Below are 26,748 nucleotides of genomic sequence, written 5' to 3' on the forward strand. Positions count from 1 at the left end.
TGATCAGGAACGACGTCGATGCTGGCAGGGGAATGTCCGCCGACCATGACCGGAATGTCATGAGCATGTAATGGATGTCGGCATTCGCAGGGAGAAGAACCGGCGTACCGGATACTTGACGAGTGGCCCGGGTAATGCTGATCGAGGACGACCACTCCGTACGGGAGAGCCTGCGTCTGTCGCTGGGCCGGAACGGGCACGACGTCGAGGCCGCGCGGACCGGCGAGGAAGGACTTCGCCGCCTGTCCGCCGCCCCCGCCGACATCGTGGTGCTCGATCTCATGCTTCCCGGGCTCGACGGATTCGAGGTGTGCCGCCGCATCCGCGCCGGGGGTTCCACGCCGATCGTCATGCTCACCGCCCGCGGCGACGACCTCGACGTGGTCAGCGGCCTGGAGGCGGGCGCCGACGACTACGTGGTGAAGCCGGTCCGGCCGCGCGTGCTGGAGGCGCGGATCCGCGCGGTGCTGCGGCGCGGAGGGCCCGCCGCGGCGGAGGCCGCCGCCTCGGCCGGGCCGGAGACCCACGGTGACCTGACCATCGACCGGGGCGCCCTCACCGTGTCCAGGGCCGGGGTCCCGATCGCCCTGCCTCCGACGGAGCTGCGGCTGCTGCTGGAGCTGTCGGCGGCCTACAACCAGGTGTTCAGCCGCCAGCAACTTCTGGAGTCGGTCTGGGAACTCGACTTCCTCGGCGACTCCCGGCTGGTGGACGCGTGCGTGCAGCGGCTGCGCGCGAAGATCGAGGACGTCCCCTCCAAGCCCCGGTACATCCAGACGGTGCGCGGGTTCGGATACCGGTTCGGCCCCCTGTGAGGCGAGATCGCGGGAACGGCCGGCTCCCCGTCTGGGTGCGCGGGCTGCGCCCCCGGCTGATGATCGTCTGCGTGCTCCTCGCGGTGCTCAGCGCCGTGACCGCCGCCGGGCTGGTGTATCGCCAGGCGCGCGACCTCATGCTGGCCCGTACGGAATGGTCGCTCGTCAACGAGTTCCGGCTGCGCGTCGCGACGCTCACCGAGAACATGCAGCATCCGCCGGACCGGCCGGCGCTACAACGGCTGGCCAACGGCGTCGCGCCCTCGTTCCTGGAGGCGACCGGGGCCGCCGCCTACCGGGGTGGGGGACTGGTCGCCTCGGGCGACGACACGGGCGCGATCACGTCCGAGCTGCGCCGTACCGTCCTCGACCGCGACCGCCTCTTCTACCAGCGCGTCGTCAGGTCCGGCACGCCGTACCTGGTGGTCGGCACGCCGGTGATGCTCGGCAAGCAGGCCACCTCGTCGGGCGTCGAGGTGTACCTCGTGGTCTCCCTCGCCAAGGAGCAGCGAGAGGAGGAGCTCCTGGTCACGGCCGCGAGGAACGGGGCGATCCCGGTCGCACTGCTCGCCGTGGCGCTCGCCCTGGTGGCGGCGCGCGGGGTCCTGCGCCCGGTCCGCGACCTCGACCGGGCGGCGCGCAGGCTCGGCGCGGGCGAACTGGACACGCGCCTGAAGGCGACCGGCGGCGACGAGCTGGCGCGGCTGGTCAAGACGTTCAACGCCACGGCCGCCGCCCTGGAGACGAACGTCTCGGAACTGCGGACCATGGAGGTCCAGGCCCGCCGGTTCGTCGCCGACGTGTCGCACGAGCTGCGCACCCCGCTGGCGTCCATCCTCGCGATGGCCGACGTGTTCGAGGAGGAGGCCGGCCACCTGGAGGGCGACCTGGAGCAGGCGGCCCGCCTGATGAACCTCGAAGTCGGCAGGCTGGTCCGGCTCGTCGAGGACCTCATGGAGATCTCCCGGTTCGACGCCGGCGCGGCGAATCTGGTCCTGGACGAGGTCGACACGGCGGACGCGATCCGCGCCTGCCTGCGAACCCGCGGCTGGACCGGACAGGTGGGCCTCGATCTGCCCGCGGACGTACGGATTCGGCTGGATCCGCGCCGGTTCGATGTGATCATGGCGAACCTCGTGGGCAACGCCCTCCGCCACGGCGCGCCCCCGGTCACCGTACGGCTCCAGGCCGCGGCCGAGACCGTCGTCATCGAGGTGCGGGACGCGGGCGACGGGGTGGACCCGCGCATCCTTCCGCACGTCTTCGACCGTTTCTCCAAGGCCGACGAGGCGCGGACCAGGTCGGACGGAAGCGGCCTCGGGCTCGCCATCGCCCGCGAGAACGCCCGCCTGCACGGCGGCGCGATCGAGGTGGCCAACCCGCCGGAAGGAGGAGCCGTGTTCACTCTCACGCTGCCCCGCCACCCGCGGCCGCCCCAGAACGACCCCGACGACGCCTCGCCGATCGGGAGGGGCGAGCAGTGATCTTCCGTACCCGCCGCGCGGCGGCGGCCCTCGCGGTGGTCGTCGTGTCGTCGATGGCGGCGGCCGGCTGCGGCATCGCCCCGACCGGCGTCAGGGACGGAGGCGAGCCCGCGGTGGGGTTCCGCCCGAGCGTCCGGCTGTACTTCGTGTCGGGCGCGCGGCTCCGGGCCGTGACCCGCCCCATCCCGTCGCTCACACTGAAGGAGACCCTCGACCTGCTGCTCGACGGGCCGAGCGCCGACGAGCGCAAACGAGGGCTGCGCACCGACCTGATCGCCGATGTACAGGGGCCACTGAAGGCCAGCGCGGGCCGCGCGAGGGTAGTGATCACGCTCCCGTCGCCCAAGCCGCCGTATCCGACGCCACAGCGGGTACTCCTCCCCACCGACCTGTCGATGGGGCAGCTCACCTGCACCGCCGCGGGCGCCGTCGCCGCGCGCGAGAACATCGACCTTGACGCGGTCACCGTCGTCTTCCGTCGCGGGAAGATCGGCCGGCCCGAGTCGTTCCACTGCTCGGAATTCCCCCGAGGCTAGACCCCGCCCTTTTCTCATTCACCCGGAACGGGCCGGCGCGAGAGCCTTCCCGAGGATGTTCAGGAACGAGAGGATGAGGATCGCGCCAAAAGAGCACTCGGGAGGACGGCCCCGTGTCTATCGCTCCACCGGACGGCTCCGTTTCGACCTGAACACCGAGTTGTCGGTAGAGGAGATCGCCCGGTACTACGAGACGGCGAACATCGCGCCGAACGACGGAGGGAGCGGAAACCTTGAGATCAGGGTGTGGACGACTCCCCAATCGCCGTCCTCTTCCGACGCGTCCGGGAGAATTCCGGTCATCGTCGAGATCCAGGACCGCGACCACGGCTCACTCTGGGATCTCCGCTGCATGTGACCGCCCTGCCCGTCGGCTGGAAATCGCGCGGACGGCCGTGGAGGGGTCACGCCGCTTCGGTGAGGCGGCGTGCCTACGGCGGTCACTCGCAGCAGGTGCAGCAGGTACAGCAGGTGCAACACTCGCAGCAGTCGCAGCAGCTGCCGTCGCGCAGGTAGCAGCGCTCCTCGCAGGGGCGGCCCTTGCGCTTGCTCCACCGCGGCCGCCACAGACCGCAGGTGAAGAAGGTGCCCACGCCGGCCGATGACTTGCGCACCCAGCCCGGCTGCTCGTAGGAGGCCGTCGCGGCGTGGTCGCCGAAGGTCCGCTCGATCGCCCGCCGTACCTCGGTGTCGAGCAGCACGTCCACCAGGTGCCGGTCGGCCAGGCCCACCTCGCGCAGCGCCAAGGCCAGGCCGTGCGCGGCGTCGTCGCACAGCCGCCGCGCCTCGGTGCGACCGGTGCCGGTCGCGGTCAGCGGGTTGAACGCGCCCCGGGCGTCGTCCTCGTCCTGGTCGGCGACCGCGTCCAGCAGGTGGGCGACGCGGCCGAAGAAACCGCCCGCCTCGGCCAGCGCCGCGGCGTTGCCCGGCCGTTCGGCCAGCACCGCCGTGTGGGCGAACGCCGCCGCGACGGCCTGCTCGGTGGGGGCGGTCAGCTCCAGCAGCCCGATCGGCCGCCCGTCGAGCGGGAAAGCCGACCCCGCCTGGCGCTCCAGCTCCAACTGGCGGTCCACGGTCGAGGTCAGCACGCCGACGTCGAACCCGACCCCGGCGGCCAGCCGGGCGCCGCCCTTCTGCCACCGGGCCGCCAGTCTCGTACGCGCCGCGACCGTGGCGGCGGCGACGTCTCCGTCGGCCACCTGGTCGCGCATCCGGCTCGCGGCCAGCACCAGCGAAACCCCGGCGGCGAGCCGGGCGCCCCGCGCTCGCGCGTCCACCACGTCAGCCGTACGGAATCCACGCAGCGCGCACGGACCGGCGGTCCGATGCGGCGAGGCCGAAGGAAGCTGCGCCTCGGCGAGCACCGAGATGATCAGCGTGTCGTAGTTGGTGGCCAGCCGGGCCGCGTGACTCTGGCCATCCCGCAAGGTCAGGCACAGCCCGCAGAGGTGTGCCCGCCACGCCTCGTGCAGCGAAGGACAGGAGTGCGTGCTGCACGGGCGAATGATTCCGAACAAGGGGCCTCGCCGGGTTTTGGACCGGTATATCTGTGTGACCGCAGGAATATACACCCGCATCGATCTTCGACGGCAGATTCTGACGCGAACGATTGCCGCCTTCGGACATTGTGAACCCATGAGTGTTTTGGCCCGTCTCAGGGGCATGAGAGGCATCTAGTGCCGTGTCAGGCCACGTTTGCCCTCTTCACGATCCGGCGTAGGCGGGGGTTATCGACGTTGCGGTTACGCCAGGCGATGTAGCGGCGGATCATGCTGCCCTGCTCGCGGTGGCTGGCATGGTCGGTGCCGTTGAGGGTGAACTCGCGCAACGCGGTGAACTGCGCCTCGATCCGGTTCAGGTAGGAGGAGTTGGTGGGCGTGTAGGCGATCTCGACGTTGTTCGCCTCCGCCCACTGGCCGACTCGCTTGTCCTTCTTGGTCGTCAGGTGCGGGCTGAAGTTGTCACACACGATCGCGATGCGAACCTCGGCCGGGTGAAGGCTGCGCAGGTAGCGGCAGAACTCAAGGAACTCGCCGCGTCGCTTGCGTTTCTTGATGTGCCCGTACATCTTGTTCTTGCCCACGTCTAACGCGGCGAACAGGTGCCGTACGCCTTGGGTGCGGGTGTAGGTGGCGCGCATCCGCGGTCGCGGATCTCGGTCGGGGTCCTTGCCCTTGCCGCCGACGTCGGTCCACTGCCTGCCGGGGCGGGGTTGCAGGTTGAGCGGCCCGAACTCGTCCATGCAGAAGATCACAGCGGGTTCGCCGGGGTCGGGGACGACCTCGCCGTCGGCGATGGCATACAGGTGCTCGATGCGGGCCTTCTTGGTCGCATAGTCCGGGTCGCGGGAGGCCTTCCAGGTCTTTATGGCTTGAAAGGAGACACTTTCCGCACGTAGAAGCTCGCGCAGGCCCTCATGGCTGATGTCCTCGACCACCCCCTCGGCGACCAGGAAGTCGGCCAGCTTGGCAAGGCTCCACCGGGAGAACGGCAACCCGTGCTCGGCAGGCTTGGACTTGGCGATCTTCTTGATTTCACGGCGTTGCGGCAGCGTGAACGTCGGTGCCCGGCCGCCCTTGTACTTGGGGTACAGGGAGTCGAATCCATCGGTATTGAAGTTATGGATCACGTCCCGGACCCGGTCTTCGCTGGTGAACGCGACCTGCGCGATCTTTGCGACAGGCATGCCCTGGGCCGACAGGAGCACCATCTGCGCCCGCCGCCAGGTCACCACCGACCCACTGCCGCGCCGTACGATCCGCAGCAGCCGGTTGCCTTCATCGTCATCGATCTCACGTACGCGAACCCGTTCAGCCACACGCAGAGTGTGAAGCGATCACGCCGACCGTGGTGGGACCTTGATCGGCGTGTCACCACGAAACAGGGCAAACCCAAGCTGATGCGGCACTAGCTCGGATTGCAGCGATCGCGGCCACCCTCTTCGTGCTCCACTCGAACTGGGCATCTCAGTGAGCCCTTCCGCGTAATAGATCACAACGTTGCGTGATCTCCAGTCAGATGTGCCGACCGTGTTCGAGGCGGAGGAGGACGTGGGCAGCCTTGACGATGGCGCCGATCCGCCAAGGGTCGAGGCTGACCCGGCGCAGCGCCTTGAAGGTGGTCTTGAGTAGGGAGTTCGCTCACTCCCCGACACCGTGGACGCCCCGGATAACCTGGTTGTACGCCTTTTTCTCGATGGTGAGTTCGCCGCCCTTGGGCTTCTTCACCGGGTGGCGCAGGGCCGGGCTGAGGTTCTCATATCCCAGGTCGGTCAGGGTGAGCAGGCCCTGCTCGGTCGCGGTCTGCTCCAGCATGGCCAGTAGGCCGTCGGCCGCTTTGACGCAGGTGCTGTCATGCTCGCGGCCGGGTCGGATCTGTGAGGTCCACAGCGGCCATCCCTCAGGATCGGACAGCACCTGAACGTTGCCTCCGTGGCTTGTACTTTCCGCTCCACCACAGGTCAGCGCCGTTCGGGCCGGGGGTGGCGACCCGGTCGGTACGCAGTACGGTGCCGTCGAGATTGAGATGACCGGCTCCGTCGCACTGGGCTTCGGCCAGCGCGGTGGCCAGGTCTGGCGCCTGGGCGGCCAGCACGTCGATGCCCTCGTGCAGGTAGACGTAGGCGGTGCTCTTGCCGATGGCGTTGTCGGCGGCCAGTTGCCGGACTCGGGCGCCGTCCAGGAACCAGCGCAGCACCAAGATCGCCTGCTTGAACGGTCCGAGCGCGCGAGTCCCGGCCCGAGTGCCGAGCTCGGCCCGGTGCGGCGAGAAGGACAGCCAGGAACTCGACCGTCTCCCGCTGGACGTCAAGGACGGCGGTATATGTGACACTGTTGGACACGTGAAGCCTCTGCTCGGAAGTTGATCTGTCGCAAGACCACTTCTAGCAGGGGCTTCACTGCTTTGGTTCTACGGCCCGGCCACGCTGCATGGCACGCGAACCGACCGTGACGATCACTACCCGTGATCTTCGGTGGCGCGGAAGGTCTCAGTGGCAGCGCCCTCGTCGGGATCACATCGCAAGTTGTACCCGGACGGAGGCCGCCGTCGAGGGAGGTGTTCCTAGATCTTCGACAGGTATGTCGATGGCAGGCTGAGTGGTGAGACTTGCGCGTTCGATCCGATCGAGGCGGAACCACCGGATAGCCTCGCGGCGGTGGCAGCGCGCCACCAGGAACCAGTGCCCGGCCGTGAACGCGAGCAACTGGGGGTCAACCCGGCGCGTTGTTGGCGCACCGCGACGATCGCGGTAGTGCAGTGAGAGGACCTTGCGCTCCTGAAGGGCATGTTCGATCGCGTTGCGTCGGCGCGAATCAGCTGCCTCGGTAGTGCTGTGGTCGATCCAGATGCGCTCGGTCAAGTCGTCCGCGTGCCGCCGCGCCTGCGGGTCCATCACCGCCAGCACTTTCACCAGGGCAGCTCGGGCCGGCCTGTCGAATGGTTGTCCACGGTGTGCAGCGATCGCCGCAGCGAGCGCGGAGGCTTCGGCGGCGGTGAAGTTCACCGGCGGTAGGGTAGCGGCACGATCGACGACATATCCGCCAATCCGGCCCGTGCGTGCCCATACTGGGAACCCGCCCTGTTGCAGAGCGGAGATGTCGCGCTTGACGGTGCGGACACTGATCTCGAATGCGGTGGCGAGCTGTTCGGCAGTGCGGCCGCGGGGACCGGCACGGCGGAGATCTTCGCGGATCGCGTAGAGCCGGTCAGTGCGGTTCATGCATGAATGGTGCCATAACGGTGACATCCAGCGCCTCCAGAATCGGAGCATGACACAGTCGCAAGAACCCATCCTGTTGTTGAGCGGTGCCGGTCTTCCCGTCTGGATCTGGGATCAGGTGCGCGAAGAACTGGCCGCATCGCACCAGACGGTGGTCGCTGAGCGACCGCGTCATGATCGCGCTTCGCTCACGGAATACGCCGCCGCGGCACTGGATTCGGCACCGTGGGAGCGATTCGCGGTCGTCGCGCACTCCAGTGGCGGGACTGTCGCAGCGGAAATCGTCACCCTCGCACCTGACCGGGTGAGCGCGTTCCTGGCGGTCACGGCCGTCGTGCCGAAGCCGGGACGCAGCTTCGTCGCGTCGATGCCGTTGCCGAACCGGCTCGTGCTGAGCCTGGCGATGCGGCTGGCCGGCACCCGACCGCCCGATGCCGCTATCCGGCGAGGCGTGGCCAGCCGGGTCGACACGGAGACGGCCGATCGCATCGTGGCGGAGTTCAACCCCGAGTCTGTGCGTCTCTACCGGGACACGCCGCAAGGCGGCGGTTTTCCCGAACGTCGAGGCTACCTCTCCACCAGCCAAGACGCTGAGCTCCCGATCGGACTGCAACAGCGATTCGCGCGCAACCTCGACACGAGCTGGAATGAATCTCTCGACAGCGGACACCTACCCATGCTCGAAGCGCCCGACGCTCTCGCCCGGCGAATCGAGAACTTCCTCGCCAACAACCCCCAGTTGACCGACAGTCCGGACGACGCTAGGCCGATCACGACACCTGGGTCTGGACCGGCCTGAATTCATGAGGCATCGGAACACCTGCGCGTCGTGGGTGCCGTGGAGGGCGTGGTGGAGGCGGCGCGCCGGCTGGCCTACTCCAAGATCGTCGCCGAGTTCGCCGGAGAAGAACGCCTGACGCCAATGGGCTGATCGGCCTGGCCGATTCGTCGGCGACCGTGCTGGTGCCTGCCGCCGGTGGCGCGAGCCTGAATGGTGGGCAGCGGCGCTGAAAGGGTGCAGTGGCGGCGGCCTGGGTCCTGCTCGTCGTGCACTTGGCCCGCGCGGGGCGGCGGGCCTGGCGAAACACCGGCGACCCCGGCGTCCTGAGCCGCACTGGCAGCTTCGGCGTCCCCGGCGGCCTCAGCGTCCCTGAGCCGAGCCGGCAACGCTGCCGGCGCCACGCGCGACCGAGGCATTCGCTGGCCGCTGCTGCGCAGGCGCCGATTCTTGCCCACCGCCAACTCGTGGAGTCAGCAGCGATGACACCGACACCAGAGACACCGACACCAGAGACTAGACACCGACACCGGAGGCGCCGACACCAGAGACGCCGGCTTGGCGTGCCCTCTCCGGTCATGAATGCCCACTGAACGGAATGCTGCACGCGATGGCCACAAACAGTGCAAGCGTGATTACTTAGAGTTGCAGTTCGAACGCGTGAGCGATATCTTCGCAGAGGGTTGACCGTCAGACCGGGAGGGGAGGTGCGCAGAGATGATGCTTTCGGGTGGCGTGCTGTTGTCGCGCCGACCGGAGGACACACCTCCGTCCCGACCGTCCGACGCGCCCTCCACGTCCCCGCGGCGGCGGTGTGGGCCCAGGCGGCACACGCTGTTCATCGGATCCGATCGCTTCTCCGGTGACTCCTACGGGGCGGTGCTTCTCGACCGCGCTCGCAGCGCCGGGCTCCTCGATCACGCCAGCGGCTCCGGCAGCCGCGAAGGAGCCCCTGATCCCGCCCCTCACGACACAACCCGCCCTGACGGGCGAGGTGCGCGACGCGAGTCGGAGACGACGCACTCCTGGGCTCGGCGGCTGCTCGGCCTCCCGGACACGACAGAAGACCAGAAGCCTGACGGCGGGGAGGGGTCGCAGCGCCTCGGCAGCGGTGGCGGGGCTCTTTCCGGTCGGGATGAGCTACTGCGGCCCGGATGCGACCGTGACGACCTGTCGGCCTGGGATGGGATCTGGCAAGGCCGCCGCCCCACCCTCGATGAGTCGCCCGCGACCCGTCCCTTGCGGGCCGGTCGGGATGATCGGCAGCAGAACGACTCGGGCTGGCAGGGCAAGGACCGGCGGGGCCGGGATCAGCTGGGCGTGGGACGCGTTCGCGAGGATGAGCAGCGTCCGGGCCGCGCTCCGCAGGACACAGACGCACAGGGATCGGGTCGGCGTGGCGGTGACCGGCGGGCCGGTGGCGATGCTGCCGCCGATGGCCAGGGCATCGGCGGTGATGGCTCGGCCGCTGGTGGTGACCGCCGGGGCGCTGGTCGGGATGGTCAGGACGCAGCTGGCCGGGGCGCTGGTGCAGGCAGTGCCGGCGGTGATGGCCAGGACGGTGCGGGCCCGGATGGTGCTGGTGGTGATAGCCGGGTAGCGGACTGGCCCGACCTGAACCTGGCCGGACGCGACGTCATCGACCTGCTCGCCCGTGCCGAGCGGCTGGCCGCGGCCGCAGGGAAGGTGCCGGGCCGAACCGAGACCGGGGCTGAAGCAGAGGCTGAGACCGAGGCCAGGGCCGACACCGGCGCTGCTGCCGGTGCCGGCCCTGGCTCCGGTGCCGAGACCGGGGTTGAGGTTGAGGTGGCGATGGCAGAGATCGTCGCCCTGGCCCGGGCGATCGATCTGGCCGAAGTCGCGATCGCCGCCCGCCTCCCGATAGCCGAGACCGGTAAAGGCCACCACCTGTTCGGACGGCGGTCGATCGGAGCATGGCTGGCAGCCGCCACCGGCTCACGCACCGCCCGCGCAGGAGAACGCGTCACACTCTCCCGGCAACTCCCCCGCCTGCCCCACACCGCCCGCCTGTCATACGGGTATGCGGCGACGATCGCGTCCGCCACCCGGCATCTGGATGACGCCGAGACCGAACTGGCGGAGCCGATTCTGGTGGAGTTGGCGCGGGCGTCGGCGTCGACGGTGGAGGACGTGGCCCGCGCCGGTCAGACCATCATCGAGACGATCGACCCGGACGGGAGGCTGGCGCGGGCGGCGGCCAAGACCGAACGCCAGCACCTGACGATCTCCGACACCGCCGATGGGATGGGCCGCCTGCGCGGGCTGCTCGACCCAGAGTTGAAGATGCAGCTGAAGACCTGGCTGGAGCCGTTGGCGGCCAAAACGGACAGCACCGACCTGCGCAACCACGGCCGCCGCACGGCCGACGCCCTCGCGATCCGCTTGTCCCAGGGCGGGCGGCGGACCGTGATGCACGTGTCGGTGACCGAGCAGACCCTGACCGGCAAATCAGAGGAACCAGCGTATTTGGAGGACGGCACCCCGATCCCCGGCGAGGATGCGCGCCGGATGGCCTACACCGCCGAACTACGGCGGGTGCTCCGCGACGCCGACGGGATCATGCGGGACTTCGGGCGGGCACGCCGGCTGGCCTCGGCCGACCAGCGGGAAGCGATCCTGGCCACGTACCGGACCTGCTGCCGCGAAGGGTGCGACGTCCCCGCCTACCTGGCCGAGATCGACCACATCGAACCCTGGTACCCGACCGGCCGCACCAACCTGGACAACCTCGCACCGTTGTGCGCGGCGGACAACAAATGGAAGTCCCGCCACCCCGACCGGGTAGAAGTGATCGATCAGGGCGACGGGACCGTCTCAATGCGGTTCCACCGGCATTCCAAGCTCCGCCCCCGACGCTGGACCGACAGACAGTGACCAACAATCACTGAACAGCCATCCGCGATCCGTGGTCAGTGATCCGCGACCCGCGAACGGCGATTCCGTGACCCCCGATCCGTGATCGACGATCGGCGAGCCGTGACCCACCAGACGTGATCGGTGAGGTTGATCGCGGCGGCCACCCGATGATCAGGCCCCGAACTCCACGCGCCAAGGGCCCACGCACCGGGGCACCCGCGTGCCGGAACTCCGTCCGCGTCGGCGCGCCCCGGGTGACGCCCCCTCGGGCCGCCCCAGACAATGGTGGAAGGAATATCCGCTGGCGATGTAGGCGACATTCCCGCTGGTCAGGAACCAGTTCCCGGAGCTTCCTGCCTGGTCCGCAAGGTCGAACGGTGAAAGGCCGCCTTCTGGTTGCCCGTTCGCACCGTCCCGATCCACCAGCAGAATCTCGCCATGGTGGACATGAATCTGATCGATGAGCTCGGTGACGAGGTCCGCCACGGCGCTCCTCCTCGCAGGCGGACTCATCTCTCTGGCCGTGGGTACCCGGGTTCACGCCGTCAATTCGATCACGCTAGCAAGTTGATCGACGAGTTCCGCCGCGGCGGACTGTGCTCCTGGACGGCCGTCTGAACGGCGCGGATGTCCGCGCGCGGCCATCGTGAGGCGGTCGGGGAGGGCGCCCGGTCAGGACGTTTGCTGCTTCTCGAACATGGCGACCATGGCGCGCAGCCGGCCAAGCGCGCCGTACGTGCCGAAGACGTCCATGTAGTCCCGCATGTCGATGATCTTTCCCTCCCTGACCCGGCCCAGCAGCAGTCCTGTGGCGTGGAACGGCCGGCCGTCCGGGTTCAGGGAGCCCACGCCGACCCATTCCCCGACGATCACCTCGGGGTCGGCTGCGTGGTGGACGACCACGTCCTCGATCTTCGTCAACCGCACCGGGCTGTCGCCCCAGGCGGCCCGGTAGAAGGCGCGTACCTCTTCGCGCCCGTCAAGGCGTTCCGGCGCTCCGGGGACGCGGAACGGGAACGCGTGGGTGGCGTCGTCGGCGTACAGGTCGGCCAGGTCGTCGGCCGATCTGTCGATCATCGCCTGGTGGTAGCGGGCCAGAACCTCGCGCGGGGTAAGGCAGGTCGACGGCATGGACGTGCTCCATTCGCTCAACGCTTGTTGACTCAACGAGCGTAGAGCGAAATAGCGCAGCGGGTCAACGTAAAGTCGGTGACCGTGAAGGACTCGCCGACGGCACGTGCCCAGCGCAGGCGTCAGACGGAGGAGCGCATCCTGTCCAGCGCTCGGCGCGCGTTCGCGCAACGAGGGTTCGAGCGCGCCACGATCAGGGCGATCGCGGCCGAGGCCGAGGTCGACCCGGCCCTGGTCATCCAGTACTTCGGGTCGAAACAGGAGCTCTTCCAGCGATCCGTGCAGTTGGGGTCGGTCCCGCCGCTGTCGGGAGACGTGGACGAGCTCGTCGAGGCTGTGCTCGCCAGGATCGGCATGAAGATCGGATCACTCCCGCAGGCAACGCTGGCGATGATGCGGTCGATGCTCACCCACCCCGAGGCCGCCGATCAGGCTCGGGCCACGCTCGACGGCCAGGTGGTGGAGCTCGGTTCGGCGATTGAGGCCGAGGACGCGGATCTCCGTGCCGCCTTGATGGTCAGCACGATGCTCGGTGTGACGATCGCCCATCAGTTGCTCGACCTGACCGCGCTGCGCGGAGCGTCCCCGCAGAAGATCGCCGAGCTGCTCCGTCCGGGGCTGCGCGCGGTGGCCGGGGTCGATCCGCAGTAGTCCGCGCCGCGGCGGCGTCCGGCCTGTGGAGTCGCGCGCCAGGTCACACCAGGGGCGAAGAGCGGGCGGGTGCCACTTTCGGCGGTGAAAGCCGCAAATTATGGACTATTTCCCGGAGCCACGAAGCGTGTCACGATGAGTGGTCAACATCGGTTAGCCGATGGAGAAGGGTGCAGCCCATGCCGCCTGCGATCGTCGGGCATGAAGGTCCTCTCGCCGGACAGCGGTTCCCGATCAGCGACAAACCGATCACCTTCGGTCGCAGGGGCGACAACAGTGTGGTGATCACGAGCGAAAGGGCGTCGCGCTTTCATGCCGAAGTGCGGCGCGAGGCCGACGGCTATGTCGTGCACGACCGCGGAAGCCGCAACGGCACGCTGGTCAACGGACAACGTGTCACCTCCCACGTGCTCCGCCCCGGCGACACGATCACCATCGGCGGGGAGACGTTCCGGTTCGAGGCGTTCGACGAATCGGAGACGGTCATGGACGCCTCGCTGCTCCAGACGGTCGTCGGGTCCGTGCCGAGCGTCGAACCGGGCCAGGTCCTGCGCGTCACCGTTTCGGGTGGCGGCCCCGTCGGCTTGAGCCTCGCCCTGCTGCTCGACCACCTCATGGGGCAGCGGGTGGCCATCACGATGTACGACGGCCGCTGGATCCAGGACGGATCACGCGTCGTCTGGAAGAACGCGGCACAGGGCAACAACCGGCGGCAGCAGGTCGTGACGGTCCAGAGCCGCCAGTACCTGAACCTTCCGGAGGAGGTCCAGGCGCGGCTGTTCACCGCCGGCTCCTACACGGAGATGTGGCCGGCCGGTCCCGATTCGATTCGCGGCTACAGCCCGCGGAACATCCGGATCGCGTACATCGAGGACACGCTGCTCGAGATGGCGAACGAGAAAGCCGGCCGCATCCGCCTGATCCCCGCCAACTTCGATCCGGAGAAACACCACGAGGCCGTGGTGGGGGACCACGTGCTGGCCATCTGCGAGGGAGGGCGCTCGCGCACCCGCGAGCATTTCACCGACAAGTTCGGCAAGGCCGACAAATCGATCTACTCGCTGGACGGTACGCACGTACAGGACGTCGTGCTGGGGCTACGGGTGAAGTCCGGCCTGTCGGACCCCATGACCGTCCTGCTGACCGTGGCCCAGAATCGTTTCCTCCTGAACGCGCTGCGCGGCGAGGGATTCCTGAACATGCGCCTCACCGACGAGGAGGCCAAGGAAGTCGTCGGCATCGACCCCGTCCGGCACGTGTTCGAAGAATGCATCGCCTCCAGCCCGTGCCTGATGGCGCGCAACGAAGACGGCGACTTCCACTGCTCGACGCACCGGACGCTTTTCCTGCCCGCCCTGATCAGGGGATCGGCGTTGTGGAAGCGGGCGAAGGAAGGGCTGGTGCTCTTCGGCATCACGGAAGACGACGTGAGCGCGGTCACCGCGTTCCGGCTGGACATGGTGCAGCGGCCGCGATTCACGGCGCAGTTGTACTCCCCAACGTCGACCACGCCCGGAACGTACGGGTTCCTCCTAGGAGACGCGGCCAACGCGATCCACTTCTGGCCGGGGCGCGGACTCAACAGCGGGTTGGCGTCGGCCATCTCGCTGGCGCGGTCGCTCAACCGCAACTGGCGCGGCCGGCCGCTCCGCGACGCGGACTTCATCCGGCACGAAGCGGCGATGTCGATGCTGCAGTACCGGCACAAGAGCCGCGCGTGGAACGCGATGGTGACGACCGACGAGAACGGGGTCACCCGGGCGATCAAAGACACGATCGTCCAGGGCATCGAAGAGGGCGACGCCGGTTCGGACAAGGACGCGGACATCGACGCCCTGACGGAGCGACTGCGCCAGATCCGCGCTCGCCTGTCACCGCGGATCCCCGGCATGCCGGACGACGCGACCCTCGTCGAGCACCTGCGCAAGCTGAAGAGCGAGACCATGCGGACCCTGCTGGTCAGCGGCGCCTGGGACACGTTGGTCGTCGGAGGCGAAGAGGTCGACATCGACATCTTCGACCGGCCGGTCTCGCCGGACCCGCCCCCGCCCGACAAGCGCCTGGTCTCGTCGCGCGGCGAGGGGCCGCACAGGCGGACCAAGGCGGTCTCGGGAGGATCCGGCGACGCGGTGCCGCCCGGATGACCCTCAGAAGGGCACGGGCCGGGTGAGCAGCCCGGTTCCTTGGCCTCGGCCGGAGAGGATCCGGCAGAACTCGACAGCGTCCAGGGTGATCTCCTCGCCGTCCCCGTCGCCGCCGACGAAAACGCCCCCCGCCGGACCGTGCAGGTGGAGCCGGAACTGCCGGCCGTGACGCCGCGCCCACTCGGCGACCACGTCCGCCACGATCCGGCCGTCATGGTCCGGCGTGAGCACCAGCGGACGGTTCGTCGCCCGGGCGATGTCGACGCGGTGCATCCACGTGTCGCGGGTGTAGATGACGTCGTACAGGAAGCCCAGCTGCCAGGTCTCCGTGACTCCCGCGACGTCCGACTTGAACGGCAACCGGCGCAGCGGCGCCGGCAGCCTGCGCCGGGCCCGGGCCGCACGCGGCGCGGTGGCGACGAGCCGTTCGACCAGCAGGGACGTGCTCAGGTGGGCCCGCTCGGCGACCTGCACCTCGGTCATGCCGTCGATGAGCGGACGGCCGCCCGCCGCCCGGCCGCCCGCCCGGAGCTGGTGGACCAGCTCGCGCGGGGAGACGATCGACTCCATCGCGCCCAGGACGTGCGCGACCATCGCCCGCACGTCCCAGGCCGGGCAGTCGGTCGGCCTGGTCCAGTCATCGGCGTCCAGCGACCGGACCAGGTCGACGAAACGCTCGTTCTCGGCCGCCGCCAGCGAGGCGGCCTGTGGGCGATCGAGTAACGGCACCGACTCGATCGTCGTCGCGCTGTCGGGCATCAGCGGACCTTTCTCCTCGTACGGGTGTTCATGTGGGCGAGGAACATCTCCATGGCCTCGTCGACGAGCTTGAGCCAGCGATCGCCGCCGGGGTCGTTGGAGATCTGCTGGTCGGCCAGGCCGGTGGTGAGCGCGGTGAGCATGTCCAGCGCTCCGGGGGCGGTGATGCCGATCTTCACCAGCGCTGCCCGCAATGACTCGAGCGTCTCGACGGCCAGGGCGTACGACTCGGCGGACGGCTCGAACCCGGGGACCGTCCGCTGGAACATCAGCTGGTAGCGAGCCGGGTCCTCGACGCAGAAGTCGATGAACATCCGGGCACCGGCCCGTAGATCGGTCAAGGCGTCGCCGGTGAGGTCGAGCCGCGACACCCGCCCGAGGAACTCCCGGCAGCCCTGGGCGTACATGGCGTCGTAGACGGCGTGCTTGGACGCGAAGTAGGAGTACACCGACGGCGGGCGCATCCCCACTTTGCGCGCCACGTCCCGCAGCGTCAGCCCGGCCAGGCCGTCGGCGCGGGCGACCTCCCAGGCGGCGTCCAAGATCTCGGCCTTGGTCCGCTCATGCCGTTCGGCTCTTCTATCGCGAGTCGGTTCTCCTAACACGATTAGGACTATCACACGGCGTTAGGAGATGGTCAAGGCGACGCGGTACGGAACGACGGCGCTTTCACCTGCCGCTGAGATGCCTCGCGCGGGCGAGGGTCACGTCGTGGCGCGGACCACCAGACGAGTGGGGAGCACGACGGAAGTGGTGTGGCGGCCGTCGAGGCGGGACAGGAGCAGGCGGGCCAGAGCCAGCGCCTGATCCGCGGTGGGCACCCGGACGGTGGTGAGCGGCGGGGTCGTGCAGGAGGCGGCGTGGACGTCGTCGAAGCCCACGATCGCCAGGTCCCGGGGCACCTGGAGCCCCGCCTCGCGCGCCGCCTCCAGCGCGCCGATCGCCAGCTCGTCGGAGGTGGCGAACACCGCGTTCAGGTCGGGATGGCCGGACAGGAGCTCGCGGGCCGCCGCGCCGCCCGACTGTCTGTCCAGACCGGCGAGCGCGATCGCCGGCCGCAGCCCGTCCTCGTGGAGCGCGGCCAGGTGTCCGGCGAGGCGGTCCTGCACGGCGACGAGGTCCATCGGCCCGCAGATCACGCCGATGCGGCGGCGTCCCCGGTCGAGGAGGTGCCGGGTCGCGGCCTTCGCGCCGCCGGTGTTGTCCACGTCCACGTACGGCACGAGGGAGGCGATGGCGGGTCGGCCGAGCAGCACGACCGGCACACCGGTACGCGCGAGCCGCTCGGCCAGCGGGTCGGGACCGTCCGGGGGGACGAGGACGACTCCGTCCACCTGCCCCGCCTCCACGTGCCTGATGATGCGCCGATGGCTCTCGGCCGTGTCGGCGAGCATCAGCGTGATCTGCTTGCCCGCCCCCTCCAGGACGCCGGTGACGTACTGGACGACGGCGGAGATCAGCGCGTCACCGCCGTTCCTGGGGACGGACAGGACGAGCGCGACCGAGTCGGTCCGCTGGGTGACGAGGCTCCTGGCGGCGGCGTTCGGCACGTAGCCCAGCTCCTGGACCGCGCGCAACACGACGGCGCGTGCCTCGGAGCTGACCGACGCCTCGCCGTTGACGACCCGCGAGACCGTGGCCCGGGAGACGCCCGCGCGGGCGGCGACGGTCTCCAGCGTGGGCCGTTTCGGCCGCTCCGCGCCGAGGCCGTTGCGCTTGATGACGTCGCGGTACCACAGGGCGCTGTCCTTGAGCAGCCGCCGCTGGGTGGTGAAGTCGACGTGGACGATGCCGAACTTGCGCCGGTAGCCGTCCGCCCATTCGACGCAGTCGAGCAGTGACCACAACAGGTAGCCGCGGACCCGGGCGCCCTCGTCGAGCGAGGCGCGAAGCGCGCGCAGATGCTCCTCCAGGAAGCTCATCCGCTCGATGTCGTGGACGCCGTCGCCGGCCACGACGTCGACGAAGTCGGCGCCGTTCTCGGTGATCATCACGTCGGTCTCCGGGTACTCCTCCGACAGGCGCCGCAGGACCAGGGAAAGGCCGCTCGGCATGATGGGCCAGCCCATCGCGGTGACGGCCGTGGGCACGCTGCAGAAGAGGACGCCCTCGCTGCCCGGGAAGGCCGGGTCGGCCGGAGCGCCGGGCTGGGCCCGCACCGCGATGGGCGTGTAGTAGTTGACGCCGAGCAGGTCGATGGGCCCGCCGATGACGTCGAGGTCCCCGTCGTGGATGTGGCCGAGCCCCGCGACCTTCTCGACCAGAGGCAGCAGGTCGGCAGGGTAACGGCCACGCAGCACCGGCTCCAGGAACTGCCGATTGTGCAGGGCGTCGATCCGCGCCACCGCCTCGGCGTCCTCCTCCGGAAGATCGAGGGACACGTCGCCGAGCTGCGCGGGAGTGAGGACGGGCGAGAGGTTCAGCACGACACCGGCCCTGGCGGCGCCCCGCGCGCGCAGCGCCTCCAGGCCCAGCCCGTGCGCGAGCAGCATGTGGTGGGCGCTGACGAAGGCGTCCGCCGCCGACCGCCGGCCCGGGGCATGCACGCCCGAGGCGTGGCCGAGGAAGGCGGCCACCTGCGGCTCGTTGAACGTGAACCACGTGTCCACGCGGTCGCCGATCCTGTCGTACACGACGCCGGCGAAGTCGGCGAAGTGGCGGGCCGTGTCACGCGAGGTCCACCCCCCGCCGTCTTGGAGCGCCTGCGGCAGGTCCCAGTGGTACAGGGTGGCGTACGGGGCGATGCCCGCCCGCAGCAACTCGTCCACGAGCCTGTCGTAGAAGTCGAGCCCCGGGCCGTTGACCCGGCCGTGCCCCTCCGGAAGCACCCGTGACCAGCTCACCGAGAACCGGTAGGCGGCGACGCCCAGGTCCTGCATGAGCCGGACGTCGTCGGCGTAGCGCCGGTAGTGATCGCAGGCCGGGTCGCCGTACGCCCCGCCCGCGAAGGTGTCCCAGATGGAGGGGCCCCGGCCGTCCTGGTCGGTGGCGCCCTCGATCTGGAACGCGGACGTGGACACTCCCCAGACGAAACCCTCCGGGAACGAAGCGGTGCGCATCTACGCGAAACCCCCAGGCGACTCGGTGCGCCTAGTCTGCCACCACACCGCGAAGTGAGGCCGGGCCGTACGAACTGATCGTTTAGGGTGCGGGCATGACGGCCGACCACAATGACCTGACGCCGCTGCGCGACCGCCCCTGGGCGGAGCTCTCCCACCGGCAGGCGCTGGCCGAGCTGGTGCTGCTGGGCTGGACCCCGTGCGGCGTCGGGGACTGGGCCGTGGGACTGCGCTCTCCCGGCGGGCACCTCGCCGCGCGGGTCTGCCCGTTCGACCCCGCGTACGCGGCCTTCCTGGAGCTGTGCCGTCGCTGCCCGGGTAACCCGTACCTGCCCCGGGTCGCCGTCGAGGCCGCGCTCGACGGAGGAGGAACGCTGGTCGTGCTGGAGTTCCTCGCCCCGCTGGATACGGCGGCCGAGGTCGTACGGCAGTGGCGGGACGGTGGCGGCGACGCGGCCCTGGCCGAGGTGCGGCGCACCGCGACCGAGATCGACGCCGAACGGCGGGAGACCGTCCCCTGGTGGGACGGCGTCGACCTGAACACCGGCAACGTCCGGCGTGCCCTGGACGGCCGCGTCGTTCTCATCGACGTCTTCTGCATGGACGGCGCCGCGCTGTACGGCCAGATCCTCAAGGACGCCACCGTCGTCCGGGACCAGCTTCCGCACAGCCGGTACGCGCTGGACATCCCCTACATCGCCAGGGAGAGCACTCCCGACGAGATCCACGCCCTCCGGGCCGCCTGGACCGCGGGCGCCTGACCCGCCACGGGAAGGTGGCCCTCCCGCTGACTGCGTACGTCGCGGGACGTGGACGTCCGGCTGCTCGCGTCCGGTCTCACGGGGTCGGCCGGTGCTCACGAGACCGGGATATGAATCCATAGAAATCGCGAAATTTGCCGCATTTCTCATCACCCTCGGGGTGGCGCTCGGCTGGAGCTGGGACGCGAATCGCCGAGATATTTCAGACTTTATGGCATCTATTCTGTTCGCCGGTATTGGTGGCATTTTGGGATGTAAAGGGGAATCGTGCTACGAACGCGCGGGTAATTTTTTGGCATGGTATTTTCCAGTCGGAATCCTGATCGCGGGTTCCATTTCTGCTGGCGACCAAAGAAAGGCGACAAGAGATGCGGCAGGCGGCTCTCGATCGAGTAAAGCTCATCTTCACCCTGCTCGACGCCGACGGCACCGGCAGCCTCGAAGCCGAGGACTTCGAGCTCATGGCCACCCGCGTGGTGGCCGCGTCCCCCAACTCCGGCGAAACAGCCAAGGCGGCCATGCTCGCCGCATTCCGGCGCTACTGGACAACCCTGGCCGCCGAACTCGACGCCAACCGCGACGGTCGGATCACGCTCGAGGAGTACACCGCGTGTGTGCTCTCCCCGGAGCGTTTCGACTCGGCGCTCACCGACTTCGCCGAGGCGCTGGCCGCGCTGGGCGACCCGAACGGCGACGGCCTCATCAGGCGAGGCCTCTTCGTGGCGCTCATGGTGGCCATCGGCTTCGAGCGGGCGAACATCGACGCGCTCTTCGACGCGTTCCAGCCGTCCGACGACGACCAGATCGAGGTCTCGGTCTGGGCCGCGGGCATCAAGGACTACTACAGCCCGGACAAAGCGGGCATCCCGGGCGACCACCTGGTCGAGGTCCGGGGCTGATCGCCGGTCGCCGCCCCGACGCATCGGCTTTCAACAAAGGAGCACAGGTGGAACCAGTCATCGGACTCGCCGTCGGCGGGGGAACGGGCCCCGAACTCGCGACCGTCTTCGAGCGCGCTCTGGGCCGGATCGCCGACGTGTATTCGGTGGAGATCGGCATCATGCGGTCGGAAAGGGTTTACCACTCGTATTCGTCGTTGAAGGCCGACGCGGGGATCGAGCAGATCCGCGAGCTCACCCGCGAGGACGGCGACCACTACGCGGAGTTCTGTCGCGAGCAGGCCGCTCTCGGCGTCCCGGCCATATTCCGTACGGCGATCAACGCCCAGTCGCTCTACCTGGTGCGCCGGCGCTTGCAGGCGGTGAAAGTCGACGCCATCACCGCCCCGAACGCGTCGCTGCTGCTGGTCCGCGACGAGGCCCAGGGCTTCTACACCGGGGACAACACCCACATTCCCGGCGCGCTCATCCGCACCATGTCGTTCAGCCGGGAGATCACCGAGAAGGTCATCGCCTTCGCGGTACGGCGCGCCCGGCAGCAGTGGCCGGACGGCGAAATCGACGAGATCGTCATGGCCTACAAGTTCCACCTGCTCGACGGCGCTCTGGACGAGTGGGTGGCCGAGAGCGCCGCGCGGCACGGCGTCGAGATCCGCCTGTCCCAGCCGGACACGGTGAACCGCAACCTGATCGAGCGCGGTCCGCGCCCCCGCACGGTGATCATCGCGGGCAACGAATGGGCCGACATCATGCACGTGGTCCTGCTGGACCGCTTCGGTGCCGAGCGCCAGGAGAACCGCTGCACCGAGAACGTCTACCTGCACTTCGAGGTGGCCGGTCTGGTCGAGTACCAGACCGTGCACGGCTCGGCCGACGACCTGGAGGGGAAGGACACGGTCAACCCGGTGGCGACCGTACGGGCGGCGGCGATGATCGCCGAGCGGCACGCGGGCTGCGCCGGGGCGGTGCGGTTGGTGGAGGGCGGTCTCGAAACACTCCGCCGTCGCGGCATCGGCACCCCGGACCTCGGCGGACGGCACTCGACCACCGACGTGGTGGACGCGCTGCTCGACGTGCTGGAGCCGGAGGGGCAGCGGATCCTGGTGACGGAGCCGTGACATCCGTGGAGAGCATGGCGCTGGCCGTCGTGGACCTGCAGAACGACTTCTGCGTCGAGGAGGACGCGTGCCGGCCGCACAGCACACCGGTGTCGAAGACGGCGTCGGCCTGACCGCCCTCATGGTCGCCGCCGCGCGGGCGATCGAGACTCACCGGCCCGACGCTCTGGCCCGCGACACCTACGCCGAGCACTTCGTCCGCGCGGCCGAGGCGTCCGCGGCCTGGCCGGTGCGCCCGGCGGAGGTGCCGGACGGCGACGCGAACCCCTTGTGGGGCAGGCTGGGACGGTACTTCGGGCTGCGTACCCGGGTCCTCGACGACTTCCTCGTCCGCTCGGCTAACGCGGGCGTCCGGCAGGTCGTTCTGCTCGGCGCGGGCCTCGACACGCGGGCGTTCCGGCTCGACTGGTCGCCGGGCCACACCGTCTACGAGATCGACCGCGACGGCGTCCTGGCGTTCAAACACGACGTGCTCGACGGCCTCGCCGCCGTCCCGACGGCCATGCGCCGTCCGATCGCGGCCGATCTGTGCGGGGACTGGGCCGCCTCGCTGGTGAGCGCGGGCTTCGGCCCGAGCGCGCCGACCGCCTGGCTGGCCGAGGGCCTGCTGCTCTATCTCCCGTCGGCCGCCGAGCGGCGGCTCATCGACACCGTGGACCACCTGAGCGCCGCCGGCAGCTCGCTGGCCTTCGAGGTCAAGCTCGGGGTGGAGTCCCCGGAGGTCCGCGCCAGCCCCGTCTACGCGGCGACCCGGCGGCAGATCGGCGTCGACCTCCTCGCCCTGTTCGACGAGGAGCCGCGTCCCGACTCCGTCGCCTCGCTGAAGGCGCGGGGCTGGTCCACCGCCGTCGCCACCCCCTTCGACTTCACCCGCCACCTCGGTCGCGGTCCACTCCCCGAGCCGGACGACGCCCTGGCAAGCAACCGCTGGGTGTTCGCGTACAAACCCGGCGACCGCTGAATCGCCCTGCGCGGTGCGGGGGGTTCTTGACGTACATGAGCGCTATCTGTCTGTGGTTTCAGGCGCTCCCGGCTGTTCGTTCAGGTGATCGTTTTGGGTAGTGACGGTCTGGCGTCGGTCCAGCCGGACGTTGTCAGAGCGGTCCACGAGGTCAACTCGCCCGTGCGATCAGGAACTTGTACGGCCAGAAGCTCGCCGGACGTTTGATCGATGATGATCTGTATGGCTTCGCCCGACGCCTCTATCCCTGCCCCGACGCGTCCCAGCGGGTCCTTGATCGTCCCGATGTTCTTCGCACTCTGCAAGTTCGCCAGCACGCGATACAGCGCGGCCCGTAGCTTCGGGGTCGTCGGAAGCCCGGACAGGATACTGGCCGCCTGGAAGAACAACGACTGCTCTGTGGGTGGGACGTAACCAGCTCGCCGGGTCCAAGCCTGAAGGACTTCCTTAAGTTTCGCCGGATCGGTCGGCAGGCTCATGACCTCTTCCGTAGTGACATGCGTGGCTCCGACCATCGGGTAGGAAACTTCTGGGTGGCGCTTGTCGTCGAGGCGGCTGGCAAACGGCGGCGCCGGCAGCACCCCGCCCACCGACGGACCAGCGGCCCCCTCACAGGCGCCGAGCCTGTATGCGCCCTGCCGGCGCCAGGCGGCCTCGTCTGCCCTGGTGAGCGGCTCGCCTGACTGGGCTGTGACCACCAGCCAGCTGGGATCGCGCTCCGACCTCGCGATCCAGGTCTCGTGAGTGCACGCCACCCGGTAACGGACGTCTTCCGGTACCTTGCCGACCGGGGCTTGCCCAAATGCCCCTACGGCAAAGCTCTGGCCAGTGGTGTGCCAGTATCGGCCGATTGCCGGGTTTGCGGTCTCGATTCGATCGGCAGCCGCGAGAAGTACAGTCCGGGCGAGCGTGGGGGTGGATGGGGCGACCTCGCTGTCTGTGCTCCGCACGAGCACGGTGGTCGTGACCGCGACGACGGTCGCGATGGCCGTGAAGCGAAGGGCGGTGACCAGGGGCCTTCTCCGGCGCGACGGTCTGCGTGTGAGTTCTTCTGGTGCCTCGGTGGTAGCCATGGCAAGCATGTCGTCAGCGGAGACGCGTGAGCCGCGATCCAGCGAAGCCGGGCGGGCCATGGCAAGCAGGTGCGCGGGGTCGGGCTTGCGGCTCATTGGAATTTCCTTCCTGTAACGGTCACGGGCTTGGCAGACGTGGAGGTGTCGCCGGCTTGGATCGCCGCTTGCAGCCGGCGGCGAGCCCGGTGCATTCGGACGAAAAAGGCGGCCTTGGTGCAGCCGAGCACTTCGGCTGCCTCCACGGCGGACAGACCGTGCCAGGTGGTCAGGGTCAGGATCTCTTTGTCGGCATCGGACAAGGTGGCCAGCGCCCGGAGGGCGGCGACTCGCTCGGTGGCGTGCTCGCCCGCGTCCGTGGCGGCTTCGTCCATCCACGCTCTCAGTTCGGCTTCCAGGGACTCGCGCCGAGCGGCCTGCCGGAAGTTGTCGCGCAGAATGTTTCGAGCGACGCGGAAGAGCCATGGCAACTGTGCGTGGTCGGGGATGCTGTCGAGGCGCCGCCAGGCCACCAGGAAGGTCTCGCTGACCACTTCCTCCGCGAGTTGGTGTCCGGCGCGGCTTGCCGCATAGCCGCACACCCTCGCTTGGTAGGTGTTGTAGAGCGCGGTGAAGCGCTCATGTGGGTTGGGCAAGCCGGTTCCTTCGGTGGGGGTACGTCGTCCGTAGAGCATGTGGTTCGAAGTCGGGCTTTCTTACATCCCGATTTCGCCCACCGGACACGTCTCCTGGGCCGGCGTGCACACGTGCCGAGCTGGCGGGGCGGCTATGAGAATGAACTCTGCGCGGGTGCGGGGTCGTCGGTCCAGCCCAGCCGCTTGACCACGTATGCCGTGAATGTCGCGCCCGTGCCAGACAGCTCCTTCTGGATGGCGAGGAGTTCGCCGCTGTCCCGGTCGATGATGATCTGCTCGCGGGTGGGCGCCTTGCCGTATGTCAGTGCGATCCCGGTGCGGCCGTCGATATCGACGACGTTGTCCTCTACGCGTACGCCTGGCAGGCCGGCGAGGACCCGGTAGAGCGCCGCCCTGGTGGCCGGGGTGGTCTCGGCGTTGAGGAGGAGCCATGGGCTGGCGCCCCAGATCCACGTTTCCGGGGTGTCCTTTAGGCTGGCGCCCCAGACCGCCTCCGGGGTGTCCTTGTCGTTTTGGGGGACGTAGACGCTCAGCAGCTTGGCCTTGAGCGCCTGCGGTTCGGCAGGCAGCTCCTCCGCGGGGCTCACCGTCAGCTTGAGCGGGGTGAAGTACCCGCCGACCATCTCGCAGCGGTCGCACAGATCAGGCGAGCCCGCGTCCCTCCACGCCTGTTCATCGGCGGGCGTGCGTGGTTTGGCGGAGATTTTCGCTTGCTGCGTCCGCCACCCATGCTCTCGGCTCGACCAGAGCACCTCCCTGCGCCGCCGCTCGACGGTATAGGCCGGGGTTCTGGTCCACTCCACCTGCGTCATGTCCCGCCGCCACCAAGCACCGGTACCCGGGGGTTGTGCGGCCAGCCGGTCCGCCGCCGCGGCGAGCACCGCGCCCGGCGGCACCGCGGCCGTCTGGATACCGGACCCGTCGGACCCGCCCACCAGGGGCGCCGCCACGAAGCCGCCGGTGATCACCATGCTGACCGCCGCTGCCGCGAGCACCACCTTCGGCCAGACCCGCCGGCGCTGCCGTCGCGCGCCGCCCAGCATCCGGGCGCGGGCAGCCGTCATCGTGGCGTAGTCGGCGGGCGGCACCTGCGGCATCACCTCGTCGATGAGCTGGAACTCCTTCATCACACCTCAACTCCCAACGCATCACGCAGTTTGGTCCTGGCCCGGCTCAGCCGGGAGGCGACGGTGCCGTAGGCGACTCCGAGCGCCGCGGCCACCTCGTCGTAGGTCAGCTCGCCGTACGCGACGAGCAGCACCACGTCGCGCTCACCGCGCGACAGTCCGGCCAGCGCGGCCGAGAGCTTCTGTACAGTCACCCGCGCCGTGACCCGATCCACCACACGCTGGTCATGGCTGTCGTCGGCATCGGATGGCTCCGATCTGGCCAGCGCCCGGTAGCGTCGCAGTTCGGCACGCCGGTGGCTGCCGATGAGGTTGGTGGCGATGCCGTACAACCAGGGCCTGATGCCGCCTTTGGCGGCGTCGAAGCTGTCACGTCGGCGGAACGCGATCAGGAAGGTCTCGGCGGCGAGGTCCTCGGCGATGTCGAGGTCGAGGCGCCGGCCGATATAGCGGCGTATCTCCTCATAATGGGCGTCGAAGAGGGCGGAGAATCGCTCGGGATCGGCGACCGCTCCGTCGAGGAACGTGGTCATGCAGGGTCACTCTCGCCGGGAACGTCTGGACACCAGTGATTGCCCGCTCCCGGCCGACCCTTCCATCCGGGCATCACAGGAGTCTGAGATGCCCGTTCCTCAGGAGCGGGGGGACACCGGGTCGCGGCCTTCCTGCCAGTCCTCTGTGGGAAACACGATCGCGCTCACCAGGTGAGGGGTGCGGCCCGGCGCGGGCTGGTTGCCCCACCTGGCCACGAGGACCTCGCGCATGTCGTCGATCATCTCCGCGAGTTCGTCCCGGGTGAGCCAGAGCACGCTTTGCCGGTAGCCGACCAGGTCGGCGGTCGGGTCGGCTCCGTCCCGGTCCAGGTAGGCGTTGAACTCGGCGTGCAACGCGGCCATGGCGGAGGTGAACCCCTGGCGGTGGTCGTCCAGGGACATCGACGCGGCTGCTTCGGCGTCGATCGTCGTCCGTTTCTGGTGGAGCCGGTAGTGGCGTTCGACGGCGCCGTGCACGCGCCGCTCGTCGACGACCTCCAGAACTCCCGCGTCGGCCAGGAGGCCGACGTGCCGGTACACGGAGGTTTTCGGGATGTCGGACATGCGGGCGCACAGGTCGGCGGTGGTGCGGACGCGCCCGCCGGACATGGCGTGCACGATACGCAGCCGGACCGGGTGGAGAAGCAGGTCGAGAGTGTCCATCGTCGTACGTTCCCATATCTGGTACTG

The 26,748-nt window shown here is 69.2% G+C and carries 26 protein-coding genes and 1 pseudogene; 13 read left to right on the forward strand and 14 right to left on the reverse strand.

Annotation, left to right across the window (positions count from 1 at the left end; genetic code table 11):
- The first annotated feature begins 122 nt into the window (after positions 1-122).
- The 4 genes from ACQP1V_RS02205 (at position 123) to ACQP1V_RS02220 (ending at position 3,193) form a co-directional block, all read left to right on the forward strand.
- Positions 123-815: a response regulator gene (locus ACQP1V_RS02205; RefSeq protein ID WP_387416792.1), complete on the forward strand. Its 693-nt coding sequence runs from the start codon at positions 123-125 to the stop codon at positions 813-815.
- The gene (locus ACQP1V_RS02210) at positions 812-2,299 is read left to right on the forward strand and encodes an ATP-binding protein (RefSeq protein WP_433418340.1); all 1,488 of its coding nucleotides are present in this window, start codon (positions 812-814) and stop codon (positions 2,297-2,299) included. The genes ACQP1V_RS02205 and ACQP1V_RS02210 overlap by 4 nt, the downstream gene beginning before the upstream one ends.
- Positions 2,296-2,835: a hypothetical protein gene (locus tag ACQP1V_RS02215; protein WP_387416790.1), complete on the forward strand. Its 540-nt coding sequence runs from the start codon at positions 2,296-2,298 to the stop codon at positions 2,833-2,835. Before ACQP1V_RS02210 ends, ACQP1V_RS02215 begins: the two co-directional genes overlap by 4 nt.
- Positions 2,836-2,908: 73 nt before the next feature.
- On the forward strand, positions 2,909-3,193 hold the full coding sequence (locus ACQP1V_RS02220) for a hypothetical protein (RefSeq protein ID WP_433418342.1): 285 nt from the start codon (positions 2,909-2,911) through the stop codon (positions 3,191-3,193).
- 82 nt (positions 3,194-3,275) lie between these two features.
- On the opposite strand, the gene ACQP1V_RS02225 is transcribed toward ACQP1V_RS02220, so the two are convergent.
- The 4 genes and pseudogenes from ACQP1V_RS02225 to ACQP1V_RS02240 all read right to left on the reverse strand — a co-directional run bounded on the left by ACQP1V_RS02225 (position 3,276) and on the right by ACQP1V_RS02240 (position 7,555).
- Positions 3,276-4,352 carry a DUF5685 family protein gene (locus ACQP1V_RS02225; RefSeq protein WP_433418344.1) on the reverse strand — a complete coding sequence of 359 codons (1,077 nt, stop codon included), beginning with the start codon at positions 4,350-4,352 and terminating at the stop codon, positions 3,276-3,278.
- 167 nt (positions 4,353-4,519) lie between these two features.
- Complete coding sequence (locus ACQP1V_RS02230; protein WP_433418346.1) at positions 4,520-5,653, reverse strand: IS630 family transposase; 1,134 nt, start codon at positions 5,651-5,653, stop codon at positions 4,520-4,522.
- A gap of 196 nt (positions 5,654-5,849) precedes the next feature.
- Positions 5,850-6,676, reverse strand: a pseudogene (locus tag ACQP1V_RS02235) (transposase family protein).
- A gap of 171 nt (positions 6,677-6,847) precedes the next feature.
- Positions 6,848-7,555: a helix-turn-helix transcriptional regulator gene (locus ACQP1V_RS02240; RefSeq protein ID WP_433418347.1), complete on the reverse strand. Its 708-nt coding sequence runs from the start codon at positions 7,553-7,555 to the stop codon at positions 6,848-6,850.
- Positions 7,556-7,604: 49 nt separating this feature from the next.
- Here ACQP1V_RS02240 and ACQP1V_RS02245 point away from each other — a divergent pair, with 49 nt between their 5' ends.
- The 3 genes from ACQP1V_RS02245 (at position 7,605) to ACQP1V_RS02255 (ending at position 11,228) form a co-directional block, all read left to right on the forward strand.
- Entirely contained in the window at positions 7,605-8,354 is a 750-nt protein-coding gene (locus ACQP1V_RS02245) for an alpha/beta fold hydrolase (RefSeq protein ID WP_433418348.1), read from the forward strand.
- Between the two features lie 1,318 nt (positions 8,355-9,672).
- Positions 9,673-9,933 (forward strand): hypothetical protein, encoded by a 261-nt coding sequence (locus tag ACQP1V_RS02250; RefSeq protein WP_433418350.1) that lies wholly within the window; start codon positions 9,673-9,675, stop codon positions 9,931-9,933.
- A gap of 212 nt (positions 9,934-10,145) precedes the next feature.
- Positions 10,146-11,228 carry a DUF222 domain-containing protein gene (locus tag ACQP1V_RS02255; RefSeq protein ID WP_433418352.1) on the forward strand — a complete coding sequence of 361 codons (1,083 nt, stop codon included), beginning with the start codon at positions 10,146-10,148 and terminating at the stop codon, positions 11,226-11,228.
- A 153-nt stretch (positions 11,229-11,381) separates the two neighbouring features.
- Here ACQP1V_RS02255 and ACQP1V_RS02260 read toward each other — a convergent pair whose 3' ends face one another.
- Both ACQP1V_RS02260 and ACQP1V_RS02265 read right to left on the reverse strand, forming a co-directional pair.
- A complete protein-coding gene (locus ACQP1V_RS02260; RefSeq protein ID WP_433418353.1) occupies positions 11,382-11,696 on the reverse strand; it encodes a hypothetical protein in 315 nt (104 codons plus the stop codon).
- A 186-nt stretch (positions 11,697-11,882) separates the two neighbouring features.
- Positions 11,883-12,341: a nuclear transport factor 2 family protein gene (locus tag ACQP1V_RS02265; protein WP_433418355.1), complete on the reverse strand. Its 459-nt coding sequence runs from the start codon at positions 12,339-12,341 to the stop codon at positions 11,883-11,885.
- A 78-nt stretch (positions 12,342-12,419) separates the two neighbouring features.
- Here ACQP1V_RS02265 and ACQP1V_RS02270 point away from each other — a divergent pair, with 78 nt between their 5' ends.
- Positions 12,420-12,992: a TetR/AcrR family transcriptional regulator gene (locus tag ACQP1V_RS02270; RefSeq protein WP_433418357.1), complete on the forward strand. Its 573-nt coding sequence runs from the start codon at positions 12,420-12,422 to the stop codon at positions 12,990-12,992.
- Between the two features lie 179 nt (positions 12,993-13,171).
- Positions 13,172-15,136, forward strand: a complete 1,965-nt coding sequence (locus tag ACQP1V_RS02275; protein WP_433418359.1) for an FHA domain-containing protein — start codon at positions 13,172-13,174, stop codon at positions 15,134-15,136.
- A 3-nt stretch (positions 15,137-15,139) separates the two neighbouring features.
- On the opposite strand, the gene ACQP1V_RS02280 is transcribed toward ACQP1V_RS02275, so the two are convergent.
- The 3 genes from ACQP1V_RS02280 to ACQP1V_RS02290 form a co-directional block, all read right to left on the reverse strand.
- Complete coding sequence (locus ACQP1V_RS02280; protein WP_433418361.1) at positions 15,140-15,895, reverse strand: maleylpyruvate isomerase family mycothiol-dependent enzyme; 756 nt, start codon at positions 15,893-15,895, stop codon at positions 15,140-15,142.
- Positions 15,895-16,437 (reverse strand): TetR/AcrR family transcriptional regulator, encoded by a 543-nt coding sequence (locus ACQP1V_RS02285; protein WP_433418363.1) that lies wholly within the window; start codon positions 16,435-16,437, stop codon positions 15,895-15,897. The genes ACQP1V_RS02280 and ACQP1V_RS02285 overlap by 1 nt, the downstream gene beginning before the upstream one ends.
- A 162-nt stretch (positions 16,438-16,599) precedes the next feature.
- The gene (locus ACQP1V_RS02290; protein WP_433418365.1) at positions 16,600-18,954 is read right to left on the reverse strand and encodes a GH1 family beta-glucosidase; all 2,355 of its coding nucleotides are present in this window, start codon (positions 18,952-18,954) and stop codon (positions 16,600-16,602) included.
- A gap of 95 nt (positions 18,955-19,049) precedes the next feature.
- Here ACQP1V_RS02290 and ACQP1V_RS02295 point away from each other — a divergent pair, with 95 nt between their 5' ends.
- From ACQP1V_RS02295 to ACQP1V_RS02310, 4 genes are all read left to right on the forward strand, one after another.
- The gene (locus ACQP1V_RS02295; RefSeq protein WP_433418366.1) at positions 19,050-19,715 is read left to right on the forward strand and encodes a hypothetical protein; all 666 of its coding nucleotides are present in this window, start codon (positions 19,050-19,052) and stop codon (positions 19,713-19,715) included.
- 368 nt (positions 19,716-20,083) lie between these two features.
- The gene (locus ACQP1V_RS02300) at positions 20,084-20,614 is read left to right on the forward strand and encodes an EF-hand domain-containing protein (RefSeq protein ID WP_433418368.1); all 531 of its coding nucleotides are present in this window, start codon (positions 20,084-20,086) and stop codon (positions 20,612-20,614) included.
- A 47-nt stretch (positions 20,615-20,661) separates the two neighbouring features.
- Positions 20,662-21,732 carry an isocitrate/isopropylmalate family dehydrogenase gene (locus tag ACQP1V_RS02305; protein WP_433418370.1) on the forward strand — a complete coding sequence of 357 codons (1,071 nt, stop codon included), beginning with the start codon at positions 20,662-20,664 and terminating at the stop codon, positions 21,730-21,732.
- A 67-nt stretch (positions 21,733-21,799) separates the two neighbouring features.
- Positions 21,800-22,693, forward strand: a complete 894-nt coding sequence (locus tag ACQP1V_RS02310) for an SAM-dependent methyltransferase (protein ID WP_433418371.1) — start codon at positions 21,800-21,802, stop codon at positions 22,691-22,693.
- Positions 22,694-22,773: 80 nt separating this feature from the next.
- On the opposite strand, the gene ACQP1V_RS02315 is transcribed toward ACQP1V_RS02310, so the two are convergent.
- The 5 genes from ACQP1V_RS02315 to ACQP1V_RS02335 all read right to left on the reverse strand — a co-directional run bounded on the left by ACQP1V_RS02315 (position 22,774) and on the right by ACQP1V_RS02335 (position 26,721).
- Positions 22,774-23,862: a CU044_5270 family protein gene (locus ACQP1V_RS02315; protein WP_433418373.1), complete on the reverse strand. Its 1,089-nt coding sequence runs from the start codon at positions 23,860-23,862 to the stop codon at positions 22,774-22,776.
- Positions 23,859-24,398: an RNA polymerase sigma factor gene (locus tag ACQP1V_RS02320; RefSeq protein WP_433418375.1), complete on the reverse strand. Its 540-nt coding sequence runs from the start codon at positions 24,396-24,398 to the stop codon at positions 23,859-23,861. The genes ACQP1V_RS02315 and ACQP1V_RS02320 overlap by 4 nt, the downstream gene beginning before the upstream one ends.
- Before the next feature lie 131 nt (positions 24,399-24,529).
- Positions 24,530-25,525 carry a CU044_5270 family protein gene (locus ACQP1V_RS02325; protein ID WP_433418377.1) on the reverse strand — a complete coding sequence of 332 codons (996 nt, stop codon included), beginning with the start codon at positions 25,523-25,525 and terminating at the stop codon, positions 24,530-24,532.
- Positions 25,525-26,058 (reverse strand): RNA polymerase sigma factor, encoded by a 534-nt coding sequence (locus ACQP1V_RS02330; RefSeq protein ID WP_433418379.1) that lies wholly within the window; start codon positions 26,056-26,058, stop codon positions 25,525-25,527. Before ACQP1V_RS02330 ends, ACQP1V_RS02325 begins: the two co-directional genes overlap by 1 nt.
- 99 nt (positions 26,059-26,157) lie before the next feature.
- The gene (locus ACQP1V_RS02335; protein WP_433418381.1) at positions 26,158-26,721 is read right to left on the reverse strand and encodes a helix-turn-helix domain-containing protein; all 564 of its coding nucleotides are present in this window, start codon (positions 26,719-26,721) and stop codon (positions 26,158-26,160) included.
- Positions 26,722-26,748: the final 27 nt, after the last annotated feature.

Source organism: Microtetraspora malaysiensis (genome assembly GCF_050947145.1).
Taxonomy (GTDB): domain Bacteria; phylum Actinomycetota; class Actinomycetes; order Streptosporangiales; family Streptosporangiaceae; genus Microtetraspora_A; species Microtetraspora_A malaysiensis.